Below are 12165 nucleotides of genomic sequence, written 5' to 3' on the forward strand. Positions count from 1 at the left end.
GCCACTGGAGCATCCTGCGCAGTTACTGGATACCCAGCAGCTCTACGTCAAAAATCAGCACGGATCCCGGCGGGATTTTGCCAGCGGCGCGGTCGCCGTAGGCGAGGTTGGCGGGGATGTAGAAACGGGTCTTCTCACCTTCCACCATCAGCTGCACCCCTTCGGTCCAGCCAGCGATCACCTGATTGAGGCCAAACTCGATGGGCTCGCCACGGGCGACCGAGCTGTCAAAGACGGTGCCGTCCAGCAGCTTGCCCTCGTAGTGCACCTTCACCTTGCTGGTGGCGGTGGGGTGAACAGTGCCGGTGCCCGGGGTCAGCACTTCGTACTGCAGGCCGGAGGCGGTGGTGGTCACCAGCGGTTTGTCCTTGTTGCTGGCGAGGAACTCGGCGCCAATCCGCACGTTGTCGGCCGCCAGCTTCTTGTTGTTGCTGCTGGAGTAGAAATAGTAGGCCACACCGGCGATGAGCAGCGCGATCAGTATGAATTTCATCGGTTTTTCCTGTTCCATGAAATGTAAAAAGTGCAATGAGGTCGCCATCTTATCGCGCACCGCCCCTGATGGCGAGCCACAGGGTGGGAGGATGTGAGCGGGCAGGCAAAGCCCGGAGAGCTGGACGCAAAAAGGGGCGAGTCAGTGACTCGCCCCTCGTCATGGCGGCGGCGCTTACTTGGCGGCCACCATCATCAGGGCGGGCAGGGCGAAGAAGAGACCCGTTACATAACCCAGAGCCAGCAGCTTGTTCTCGCTGCCTACCCGGGCCAGCCCCTCGGCGGCGCGCACCGGCAGGTCACGCAGGAAGGGGATGCCATAGATGATGACCACGGCAAAGAGGTTGAACAGCACGTGGACCAGCGCGATGGTCAGGGCCAGCTGGGCACCGGCTCCGCTGATGGCGGTGGCAGCCAGCAGGGCGGTGATGGTGGTACCGATATTGGCCCCCAGGGTGAAGGGGTAGAGCTGACGGGTGCTGAACACGCCGCCGCCGGCCAGCGGGATCATCAGGCTGGTTGTGGTGGAGGAGGATTGCACCATGATGGTCACCAGCGCACCGGAGGTGATGCCGGTCAGCGGGCCACGGCCCAGCGCCTTGTGCAGCACCTCTTTGGCTCGGCCAACCAGTACCTGTTGCAGCACTTTGCCGAGATACGTGACGCAAGCGAGGATCAGCAGGATACCGATGATGATGGTCGCGATGGCGGCACCCTTGCCCGGCAGGAATGCCACGGCGCTGTCAATCAGCTGCTGGGCCGGTGTGGTCAGCGGCTTCATGAAATCCATGCCCTTCATCGACATATTGGCGGAGCCTACCAGCAGGTTGGCCAGCCACTCGGCGCTGTGTTGCAGCAGGCCGAACATCAGCTCCAGCGGCAGGAAGATGAACACCGCCAGCAAGTTGAAAAAGTCGTGCACGGTGGCGGCGGCGAAAGCGCGGCGGAACTCGGCGCGATCCCGCACATGACCCATGGAGACAATGGTGTTGGTGATGGTGGTGCCGAGGTTGGCACCCATCACCATGGGGATGGCCATGCTGATGGGCAGGCCGCCAGCCACCAGACCGACGATCACCGAGGTGACGGTGCTGGAGGATTGCACCAGCGCGGTAGCGAGAATACCCAGCAGCAGGGCGACAAAGGGGTTGTTGGCAAAGGCGAAGATCTGGGCTGCGCCCTCGGCGCCGCCGGAGAAATCTTTGAAGCCGTGGGAGATGGCGCCCACGGCAACCAGGATCAGGTAGACCAGTACGATGACACTCATCCAGTTGAACAGGGCGCGGGTCGCGGGCGGCTGTGACAAGGAGTGATGGTGTTGCATAAAGCCTCTTGAGACGGTCGTTCCGTCTTGGGTTGTTGATGACCCGCGCATTTAATCAGTGGTTAATGACAGAAATATGACAACGTGACACTTTTATGATGGTTTTATGACTTACTTTGGTGGTTTGCTCGTCAATAGATGATGGGAATGGCGAGAAATATGGCTGGTGGCGCCATCCGCCCGGTCTGTTCCTTGCCGACCAAGCAAGTGCGGGAGAGTGGCAATAGTCGAGCCCCATATTCAGCCCGTCAAATAGCAAGAAGGGGAGCCATGGCTCCCCTTCAGTCTATCCATTATCCGCAAAGGATCAGGCGTCAGCCGCCTCTTCGTACTGACGGAACGGGATACGGAACACCGCCAGACGCAGGAACAGATAGGTTGCACCTAGGCCAGCCCAGATCAGGCCCAGCTCCAGCGAGCTCTGCTCCAGGTTGATCCACAGCGCACCGATGGTAGCGGCGCCGAGCAGCGGCATCAACAGGTAGATGACGTGATCCTTGAGGGTCTTGTTGCGCTTCTCGCGCACCCAGAACTGACCGATCACCGACAGGTTGACGAAGCTGAACGCCACCAGTGCGCCGAAGTTGACCAGCGCCAGCGCGGTATCCAGGTCAAACGACACGGCGGAGAGGGCCAGACCGCCCACCATCAGCACGTTGATGGCCGGAGTGCGGTATTTCGGGTGGATGTAGCCAAACACCCGCTCCGGGATCATGCGGTCACGCCCCATCACGTAGAGGATGCGCGACACACCGGCGTGAGCCGCCATGCCGGAGGCCAGTACCGCGACCGTGGTGCAGACCAGAACCACGGACTGGAAGAAGGTGCCGCCAACGTAGAGGGCGATCTCCGGCAGTACCGCGTCGGGATGCTGGAAGCGGGCGAGGCTCGGGAAGTAGAGCTGCAGGCAGTAAGAGACCACCACGAAAATGATGCCGCCGATAAGGGCAGTCAGCACGATCGCCTTGGGGATCACCTTGCCGGCATTCGGAGTCTCTTCGGAGAGGGAGCTCAGACCGTCAAAGCCCAGGAACGAGAAGCAGAGAATGGTCGCACCGGTGAAGAGCGGAACCAGCTGTGCTGACTCGAAGTGGAACGGACGGCTGCTCATCAGGGTGCCAGCCCCTTCGCCGTGGTAGATGCCCCACGCCATCAGGCCGATAAAGAGGGTGATGATGGCCAGCTGGATTACCACGATCAGACCGTTGAAGTTGGCCACCAGATTGATGCCGCGCAGGTTCAGGAAGGTCATCACGGTCACCAGACCGAAGATGAACACCCAGGGCTCGACGCCCGGGAACATGGCGGTCAGGTAGATCTTGGCCAGCAGGATATTGATCATCGGCATGAACATGTAGTCGAGCAGGGATGACCAGCCGACCATGAAACCGACGTAGGGGTTGAACACCTTCTGGGCATAGGTATAGGCAGAGCCCGCAGAGGGGAACTTGCGTACCAGATGTCCGTAGCTGAAAGCGGTGAGCAGGATGCCACCCAGAGCCAGCAGATAGGCGGTGGCGACCCGGCCATCGGTGATGTCACCGACGATGGCGAAGGTGTCGAAGACAGCCATGGGGGTCAGATAGGCCAGACCCATCACAATCACTTGTGTCAGGGTAAGGGTCTTGAGCAGCTTGGCGTTTTGCGATGCCATTACGCTTTCTCCTCAATCAGTGCCGCAGCACGTGCTTGCAACGAGCGCAGGGATACGATGGATTCGCAAGCCTGTACATCAAGGGCGCCGGGGAGGCGCATACCGGGCTGTACCGGCAGGAAAGCATTAAAACGCCCCATTGTTATCCTCTCAACGTCGGGAGATTGTTTGGCAATCTCGAATATCACTTCCGGAAACGTTCCGGCCTCTTGTGGTGGGTTTGTACTGCACTTCAAAAATACAAAAACCGATGTCGCAGTGAACATCGGTCCTTTATTGGCGGCGTATTGTGCATTCGGTCAGCCCCCTTGACAAGCAAAAAAGGGCGGATTAACGCATTTTTTTGCATACGTACGGGGCAGGTAAGTGGTCACTCGCCCCCTGCAGCCGTCCCCGAGCCGCTCCCCCTTTTTCGGGGGGGAACAGAACCCTGTCGTGGCGTATGAAAAATCGGCAAATCGGGGCTGCAGGGTGCATAGCGCCTCAACATTGATCCTGATCATATTTGGCGGCGTTCCCCCGGGCTCGAGTCCAGCGAACTGATCGGCTGGCGGGGGATGGGAGGGGTTGAAGTGGATAAAGAGTGACTGCATATCCATTCACATTAATGACTGAGGATAGAAGGCGACGCGGCTCGGGCCATGGCACGGCGAGCGGTCCGGCTGGGTAGTTATTTGAAATCAGTCACACTTCCTGCAGAAACCGCATTTCTGGCAACCCGTGCTGCTGGCAACCAGAGCACTGCAAAAACAACAAGGAGCCCGCAGGCTCCTTGTTCGCTATCGAGGGGAGGGGCGCCAGCGGTTACTGGGCGATCTCCACCTTGTCGGCGGTATGCAGCGGGATGCGGAACACAGTCAGGCGCAGGAACAGGTAGATGGCCCCCAGCGCCGCCCAGATCAGCCCCAGCTCGAAGGAGGAGGGCTCGAGGTTGAGCCACAGTACCCCGATGCAGGCGGCGCCACAGAGCGGCAACAGCAGGTACATCAGGTGATCCTTGAGACACTTGTTGCGGCCCAGCTTCACATAGAAGTGGGCAATCACCGCCAGATTGACGAAGGTGAAGGCCACCAGGGCGCCGAAGTTAATCAGCGCCAGCGCCATCTCCAGATCCAGCGACACCGCAGAGAGGGCCAGCAGGCCGACCAGCAGCACGTTGAACGCCGGGGTTTGCCACTTCGGATGGATGTAGCCGAAGAAGCGGGCAGGCAGGGCGCGATCACGACCCATCACGTAGAGCAGGCGCGATACACCGGCGTGGGAGGCGAGCCCCGAGGCCAGCACCGCTACTGTGGTGCAGACCAGCACCACAGCCTGGAACAGCTTGCCGCCGACATAGAGGGCGATCTCCGGCAGTACCGCATCCGGATGCTGGAAGCGGGAGATGTCCGGGAAGTAGAGCTGCAGGAAGTAGGAGGTGGTGACGAACAGCACACCGCCGATCAGCGCCGTCAACACGATGGCGCGGGGGATCACCCGATCCGCGTCCGGGGTCTCTTCCGACAGGGTACTGATGGCGTCAAAACCGAGGAACGACAGACAGAGGATGGAGGCCCCCATCAACAGCGGCGATACCTGGATCTGCTCGGAGAAGAAGGGACGGCTGCTGGCCACGGTCCCCAACCCTTCACCATTGTGAACGCCCCAGGCGATCAGGCCGATGAAGATGGCGATGATGCTGAACTGCATCACCACGATCAGGCTGTTGAAGTTGGCCACCAGCTTGATGCCGCGCAGGTTGAGGGCGGTCATCACCGCCGCCAGACCGAAGATATAGGTCCAGGGCTCCACGTTCGGGAAGAGTGCTTCCAGATAGATCTTGGCCAGCAGCATGTTGATCATCGGCATGAACATGTAGTCGAGCAGGGAGGTCCAGCCCACCATAAAGCCGACATAGGGGTGAAACACCTTCTGGGCATAGGTATAGGCGGAGCCGGCTGACGGGAACTTGCGCACCAGATGGCCGTAGCTCAGGGCAGTGAACAGCATGCCGATCAGGGCAAACAGGTAGGCGGTCGGCACATGGCCTTCGGTGATCTCGGTAACGATGCCGAAGGTGTCGAACACAGCCATGGGGGTGAGGTACGCCAGTCCCATAACCACGACCTGCCACAGTTTGAGGGTCTTTTTCAGACCAACCTGCTGGGCCGCCATTATGCATGTTCCTCATGCAGTGCCAGAGTGGCACGGTCCATCAACGAAACCGGGAGAGAGGCCCGGGAATCAAGGGCGCCAGGGCGGCGCACACCGGCCATGGCCGGTTGGAAAGCATTGAGATGCCCCATGTTGTTCCTCACTAGACTTGGTATCGGGAGACTGCTGCCAATCTCGCTATCTTTTCCGGGGGTGATCCGGCCTCGTTTATGGGTGTGTTCACTGTCTAAAAAAGAACCGATGCCATTGTTTTACATCGGTTCTTTCAGTGGCGGCGCATTGTGCATTTGCAGGGCCCCCTTGACAAGAAAAAAAGGGGGCAAAATTGCATTTATTTGCACAGGTGAGTGGTCACTTTCCTGCTGGTCAGGCCAGCACGGCCTCCAGTGATTTTTCAAGGAGTTGCAACCCCTCGTCAATCACTGCCGCAGGGGCTGTCAGGGGGGCGAGAAAACGGATGACATTTGCGCGCACCCCGCATGAGAGCAGGACCAGACCCCGTTTGCCCGCCTCGGCCACCAGTCGCTTGGTAAGGTCGGGATCGGGCTGGCTGGCATCACGCCGTTTCACCAGCTCCATGGCCACCATGGCACCGGGGCCGCGAATTTGACCTATGCAGTCAAAACGCTCGGCTATGCGTTCCAGCCCCGCCTTGATCTGTTCCCCCTGATCCAGCGCTTTCTGGTTGAGTTTCTCCTCGTCAATCACCTGCAAGACTGCCAACGCAGCGGCGCAGGCGATGGGGGAACCGGCATAGGTGCCACCCAGGCCCCCCGGCTTGGCCGAGTTCATGATCTCCGCCTTGCCCACGACAGCCGAGAGAGGGAAGCCACCCGCCAGACTCTTGGCCAACGTCATGATGTCCGGCTCGATGCCGGCATACTCGGTGGCGAAGGTCTTGCCGGTGCGGCAAAAACCGCTCTGGATCTCGTCGCAGATCAGCAGAATGCCGTGCTGGTCGCAGATGCTGCGCAGCTTCTGCATAAAGCTTGGGGAGGCGGGATAGAAGCCCCCTTCTCCCTGTACCGGCTCGATGATGATGGCGGCAACCCTGCTCGGCTCGATATCGGCGCTGAAGCAGAGCTCGAGGGCGTGCAGGGCATCCTCTTCACTCACCCCCAGATAATCGGCGGGGAAGGGGATGTGGTAGACCTCGCCCGGGAAGGGGCCAAAGCCGGTCTTGTAGGGGACCACCTTGCCGGTGAGCGCCATGCCCATCATAGTGCGACCGTGAAAGCCCCCCTTGAAGGCGATGGTGCCGCTGCGCCCGGTGTGGGCGCGGGCAATCTTGATGGCGTTCTCGACCGCTTCGGCACCGGTGGAGAGAAACAGGGTGCGCTTCGGGGTCGGGCCGGGTACCAGGGTGTTGAGCTTTTCGGCAAGCTCGATATAGCCGGGGTAGGGGGTGACCTGAAAGCAGGTGTGGCTGAACTTTTCCAGCTGCTCGCGCACCGCCGCCACCACTTTGGGGTGGTTGTGGCCGGTATTGAGCACGGCGATGCCGGAGGCAAAGTCGATGTAGCGGTTGCCCTCCACATCCCACAACTCGGCATTTTGCGCCCGGTCGATGAAGACCGGCAGCAGGGTGCCAACGCCGTTGACCACGGCCGCTTCGCGGCGCGCTTGCCACGCCTTGTTTGATTCTGACTGACTCATCTTCCCTCCCTGAGGGGCCGCAGCCCCCGATATTCCCTGAAAATGTGGCAGGCGTTTTGGCGCCTATTACCGCCAATTAGCCCATAAGGCCAGATCGGCGGCGCCTTGTCTCTCTGTTGCTGCCCTAGCGAATGGCGCCAAAGCAGAGGTATTTGGTCTCGAGATACTCCTCCAGCCCCTCGGCTGCACCCTCCCTACCCAGACCCGACTCCTTGATGCCGCCAAAGGGGGCCAGCTCGGTTGAGATGATCCCCTCGTTGATGCCGACCATGCCGTACTCCAGCTGCTCGGCGACGCGCCACACCCGGGCGATATCGCGGCCATAGAAGTAGGCGGCCAGTCCATAAGGGGTGTCGTTGGCAATGGCGATGGCCTCGGCTTCGGTCTCGAAGCTCACCAGCGGGGCGACCGGGCCGAAGATCTCCTCCTGCAGGATGGGGTTGGTTTTATCCACCTTGCCCAGAATGGTGGGGCGGTAAAAAAGGGGACCGGCGGGGTGAGCTTCGCCCCCCAGCAGCACTTCGGCACCGGCGGCGACCGATTGCTGCACCAGCTCGGCCACCTTGCTGGCGGCGGCGGGGTTGATGAGCGGGCCGATCTGGGTGCCCTCCGCCATGCCATCTCCCACCTTGAAAGCCTTGACGGCGGCAGTCAGCTTTTCGGCGAAGGCGTCATAGACGCTGGCCTGCACCAGAATGCGGTTGGCGCAGACGCAGGTCTGCCCGGCGTTGCGGTATTTGGAGGCGAGCGCCCCGGCCACCGCGGCATCGAGGTCGGCGTCGTCAAAGACGATAAAGGGGGCGTTGCCACCCAGCTCCAGCGACAGCTTTTTCATGGTGTCGGCGCACTGGCGCATCAGCAGCTTGCCGATGCGGGTGGAGCCGGTGAAGGAGAGCTTGCGCACCACCGGATTGCTGCACAGCTCGTTGCCTACTGCGCTCGCCTGATGGCTGGTGACGATATTGATGACACCGGCGGGGATCCCCGCCTGCTCGGCAAGCAGCGCCAGTGCCAGCGCGCAGAGCGGGGTCTCGGCGGCAGGTTTGATGACGATAGTGCAACCGGCGGCCAGCGCCGGGCCCGCCTTGCGGGTGATCATGGCTATCGGGAAATTCCACGGAGTGATGGCGGCGACCACGCCCACCGGCTGCTTGATGGTGGCCAACCGGCGATCGCCGCTAAAGCCCGGGATGGTGCGGCCATAAGCGCGCTTGCCCTCCTCGGCGAACCACTGGATAAAGCTGGCGCCGTAAGCCACCTCGCCTTTTGCTTCCGCCAGCGGCTTGCCCTGCTCGCAGGTCATGATGCGGGCCAGCTCGTCGCTGTGGGCGGTGATGGCGGCAAACCAGGCGTAGAGCTTGTTGCTGCGCTCCTTGGCGGTCAGCGCTGCCCAGGCGGGTTGCGCCGCGTGGGCGGCCGCGATGGCGCGGCGGGTATCCTCGGCATCCATATCGGGCACCTGGGTAATGACGGCACCGCTGGCGGGGTTGGTGACCTCGAAGGTGCGGCCGCTGGCGGCCTCGCACCACTGCCCATCTATATAGGCGCGGGATGTGATCAAGCTGGAGTGGGATGTTGTTCCTGACATGAGAAGCCTCGAGTGTGGGTCAGAGCAGCTGGTTGCCGGAGTGAGCCGACCCTTCCTGCGCCGCTGCCGTATAAAATAATAAGCACAGGAAGACCATAATTTGAGCTGAAATGTTTTTCAAGTGTTAAATATATTTGAATTGCTGGGGGGCGCCATGCTAGAAAATGGGCTGTGTAGCGTGCTTTCTCCGGTTCGCTTGCAGGCTGCAAGTGGGCAGACGACCGGGGGATGGTAAATCAGGTGTGCAAAATAATGAACGGTTTTGCTGTGTAACATAGTGAACGGCAAGGGAAAGCTGGTCGGCTATTTTAACCAGCAGGGTAAACAGGCAGCGCCTGATCCGATGCGATCACGCGCAAGCAGGAGAGGCTGATGATGCAAGGATGCAGACATGGCGCAGCAGGGGGCCTTTCATGAGTGGGCCACAGAGTCGGGAGGGCGTGGCTCGACCGTTGAGTGGGGCTGACGCCGGGGCGCGCACCATGGGGGAACGTCTGGCGGCGGTACGCCATCAGCTGGGGCTCTCCCAGCGGCGGGCGGCCGAGCTGAGCGGCCTGACTCATGGCGCCATCTGCATGATCGAGCAGGACAAGGTGAGCCCCTCGGTGGCCTCCCTGCAAAAGCTGCTCACCATCTATGGCCTGCCGCTGTCGCGCTTCTTCGCCGAGGAGGAGAGCCGCACTCCGGAGGTGGTGATCAAGGCGGATCAGCTGATCGAGCTGGGCAGTCAGGGGGTCTCTCTCAAACTGGTGCACAACGGCAACAACCGCCGCCAGCTCGGCTTTATGCTGGAGACCTATCCCCCCGGCACCGACACTGGCGGTCAGGTGACCCATCAGGGGGAGGAGGTCGGCACCGTGCTGGAGGGGTCGGTGATCCTGACGGTGGCTGGCCAGAGTTATCAGCTGGAGGCGGGCGACAGCTATGTGATCGACACCGGCGAGCCCCACAGCTTCAGCAATCCGTCGGGGGAGACCTGTCGCATCGTCAGCGCCCACACCCCGGCGAGCTTTTAATCCTGACAGTAGTTTGGCAACCGAACCGGTAAGGAAACAGGGATCATGACCGAACATGTAAACAGTTACTATGCAGCCAGCGCCAATAAACACGCGCCCTATCCGACACTGACCGAGCAGCTGGAGTGCGATGTCTGTGTCATCGGGGCGGGCTATACCGGCCTCTCCAGCGCCCTGCATCTGGTAGAGAAGGGCTACAAGGTGGTGGTGCTGGAGGCCGCGCGAGTCGGCTTTGGCGCCAGCGGCCGCAACGGCGGCCAGATCGTCAACTCCTACAGCCGCGACATCGACACCATAGAAGCGAACTGCCCGCCGGATCAGGCCAGGCTGCTCGGTTCCATGTTGTTTGAGGGGGGCCAGATCATCCGCGAGCGGATCAAGCGCTACAACATCCAGTGCGATCTGCAGGAGGGGGGCGTCTTTGCCGCCGAGACCGAGAAGCAGCTGCACGAGCTCAAATCCCAATACGCCCGCTGGCAGAAGTGGGGCAACGACCAGCTGGAGCTGCTCGATGCCAAGGGGGTGCGCGAGGTGGTGGCGAGCGATCGCTATGTCGGCGCCCTGCTCGACAAGAGCGGCGGTCATATCCACCCCCTCAACCTAGCGTTGGGGGAGGCGGAAGCCATCCGCATGCTGGGGGGGCAGATCTTCGAGCAATCCGCCGTCACCAGCATCACCCCGGGGCAGCCAGCCTTGGTCAAGACCGCCAAGGGGGCGGTGAAGGCGCGCTTTGTGGTGGTGGCGGGCAACGCTTACCTCGGTAATCTGGTGCCGGAACTGGCCAGCAAGAGCATGCCTTGCGGCACCCAGGTGATCGCCACCGAAGTGCTGGGAGAGGAGCGGGCCCGTTCACTGCTGCCGCAAAACTACTGTTTGGAGGATTGCAACTACCTGCTCGACTACTACCGTACCTCCGGCGATCACCGGTTGATCTATGGCGGCGGTGTGGTCTATGGCGCGCGGGATCCGGCGGATATCGAGCGGCTGATCATCCCCAAAATGCTCAAGACTTTTCCGCAGCTGGCAGACGTCAAGGTGGAGTACACCTGGACCGGCAACTTCTTGCTCACTCTGTCGCGCCTGCCGCAGTTTGGTCGCATCGGCCCCAACATTTACTACATGCAGGGCTACAGCGGCCACGGCGTCACCTGTACCCATCTGGCGGGCAAACTGCTCTCCGAGGTGCTGAGCGGTCAGGCGGAGCGCTTCGATGCCTTTGCCAAACTGCCGCACTACCCCTTCCCGGGTGGCCGTCTGTTCCGTATCCCCTTTACCGCCGCGGGCGCTGCCTGGTACACCCTGCGCGATCGGCTGGGGGTATAAGAGACGCTATGCGAGAAATGTGTGCTGGTGGTTGCCGTTTAGCGAGCGCAGATGCCAGCACCAATACCGGAAACAACAAGGCCACCGCGAGGGTGGCCTTGTTGTTTATCAATCAGCAGCGCGCTGATTAGCTGTAGAAGGCTTCAACGGTGCCCTTGAGCTTGATCAGGATGGGCTGACCACGGCGATCCAGCGCCTTGGGGGAGGGGATCTTCACCCAACCTTCGCTGATGCAGTACTCCTCGACATCGGTGCGCTCTTTGCCGTTCAGGCGAATACCGATCGGGTGCTCGAAGCAGGCGGCCACATAGTGAGGGCTGCGGGGATTGCAGGAGAGGTGATCCGGCAGAGCCGGTTTGGTGCTGGTATCGCTCATCGATATAACCCGAAATGAATAAAAAGTGGGTCATTGTAGAGAATGCCGCCATGGCATTCAAGGCGGCCACAAAACAGGCAAAACGTGCTCGCCATCGCTATGGGCGACCCGCTTATCCTCGTTGCCAATGCATCACCAGCTCGGGGCGACCGCTATGCTCGCACAGCTGCTGCTCACCCTCTTTGAAACCGTTGCGGGAATAGAAGCGCCGCGCCTGCTCATTTTCGGCGTAGACCGTCAACTCGAGCCGGTCATATTGGGCTTTGAGGTGTTCGAGCAGTTGGTGACCCAGCCCGTGTGATTGGTGAGCAGGGGAGATAAACAGGGCGGCAACAGAGCCCTGATACCAGGAGATAAAGCCCAGTAGCTGTCCATCCTCCTCATAGACCCAGCTCTTGCTGGCGGGCAGATAGATGTCCCGCATCGCTGCCCGTTGCTCATGCCAAAAGGCGGCGGGAATAAAGTCGTGGGCTTGTACCGATGCCTGATACCAGAGCTCGACGGCGGCATCCAGATCGGTGGCAGATAATGGGCGGATCATATTGGCCTCGACTGTGAAGAGTGGTCGCACGATATGCCCGA

The 12165-nt window shown here is 60.9% G+C and carries 11 protein-coding genes; 2 read left to right on the forward strand and 9 right to left on the reverse strand.

Annotation, left to right across the window (positions count from 1 at the left end; translation table 11 throughout):
• Positions 1-22 precede the first annotated feature (22 nt).
• The 7 genes from AB5Y76_RS01785 to AB5Y76_RS01815 form a co-directional block, all read right to left on the reverse strand.
• A complete protein-coding gene (locus AB5Y76_RS01785) occupies positions 23-493 on the reverse strand; it encodes an FKBP-type peptidyl-prolyl cis-trans isomerase (RefSeq protein WP_005338245.1) in 471 nt (156 codons plus the stop codon).
• A gap of 174 nt (positions 494-667) precedes the next feature.
• Entirely contained in the window at positions 668-1816 is a 1149-nt protein-coding gene (locus AB5Y76_RS01790) for a Na/Pi cotransporter family protein (RefSeq protein WP_263717895.1), read from the reverse strand.
• A gap of 307 nt (positions 1817-2123) precedes the next feature.
• A complete protein-coding gene (locus AB5Y76_RS01795; RefSeq protein WP_021230506.1) occupies positions 2124-3470 on the reverse strand; it encodes an APC family permease in 1347 nt (448 codons plus the stop codon).
• Complete coding sequence (locus tag AB5Y76_RS01800; RefSeq protein WP_005338239.1) at positions 3470-3610, reverse strand: hypothetical protein; 141 nt, start codon at positions 3608-3610, stop codon at positions 3470-3472. Before AB5Y76_RS01800 ends, AB5Y76_RS01795 begins: the two co-directional genes overlap by 1 nt.
• 664 nt (positions 3611-4274) lie before the next feature.
• Positions 4275-5624 carry an APC family permease gene (locus tag AB5Y76_RS01805; RefSeq protein WP_005359067.1) on the reverse strand — a complete coding sequence of 450 codons (1350 nt, stop codon included), beginning with the start codon at positions 5622-5624 and terminating at the stop codon, positions 4275-4277.
• Positions 5625-5990: 366 nt separating this feature from the next.
• Entirely contained in the window at positions 5991-7280 is a 1290-nt protein-coding gene (gene gabT / locus AB5Y76_RS01810) for a 4-aminobutyrate--2-oxoglutarate transaminase (protein ID WP_263717894.1), read from the reverse strand.
• A gap of 124 nt (positions 7281-7404) precedes the next feature.
• Positions 7405-8868, reverse strand: coding sequence for an NAD-dependent succinate-semialdehyde dehydrogenase (locus AB5Y76_RS01815; RefSeq protein WP_263717893.1), 1464 nt, complete (start codon positions 8866-8868; stop codon positions 7405-7407).
• Between the two features lie 413 nt (positions 8869-9281).
• On the opposite strand from AB5Y76_RS01815, the gene puuR reads away from it, so the two are divergent.
• Together puuR and AB5Y76_RS01825 are read left to right on the forward strand one after the other, a co-directional pair.
• The gene (gene puuR, locus AB5Y76_RS01820) at positions 9282-9884 is read left to right on the forward strand and encodes an HTH-type transcriptional regulator PuuR (RefSeq protein WP_047440589.1); all 603 of its coding nucleotides are present in this window, start codon (positions 9282-9284) and stop codon (positions 9882-9884) included.
• Positions 9885-9929: 45 nt separating this feature from the next.
• Positions 9930-11207: an FAD-binding oxidoreductase gene (locus AB5Y76_RS01825; RefSeq protein ID WP_263717892.1), complete on the forward strand. Its 1278-nt coding sequence runs from the start codon at positions 9930-9932 to the stop codon at positions 11205-11207.
• Positions 11208-11334: 127 nt separating this feature from the next.
• Here AB5Y76_RS01825 and AB5Y76_RS01830 read toward each other — a convergent pair whose 3' ends face one another.
• Together AB5Y76_RS01830 and AB5Y76_RS01835 are read right to left on the reverse strand one after the other, a co-directional pair.
• Positions 11335-11583: a DUF3297 family protein gene (locus AB5Y76_RS01830; protein ID WP_005338226.1), complete on the reverse strand. Its 249-nt coding sequence runs from the start codon at positions 11581-11583 to the stop codon at positions 11335-11337.
• Positions 11584-11695: 112 nt separating this feature from the next.
• Positions 11696-12124: an N-acetyltransferase gene (locus tag AB5Y76_RS01835; RefSeq protein ID WP_236297513.1), complete on the reverse strand. Its 429-nt coding sequence runs from the start codon at positions 12122-12124 to the stop codon at positions 11696-11698.
• Between the last annotated feature and the right edge of the window lie 41 nt (positions 12125-12165).

The sequence above is a fragment of the Aeromonas sp. R1-2 genome, from assembly GCF_040908505.1.
Classification (GTDB): Bacteria; Pseudomonadota; Gammaproteobacteria; order Enterobacterales; family Aeromonadaceae; genus Aeromonas; species Aeromonas veronii.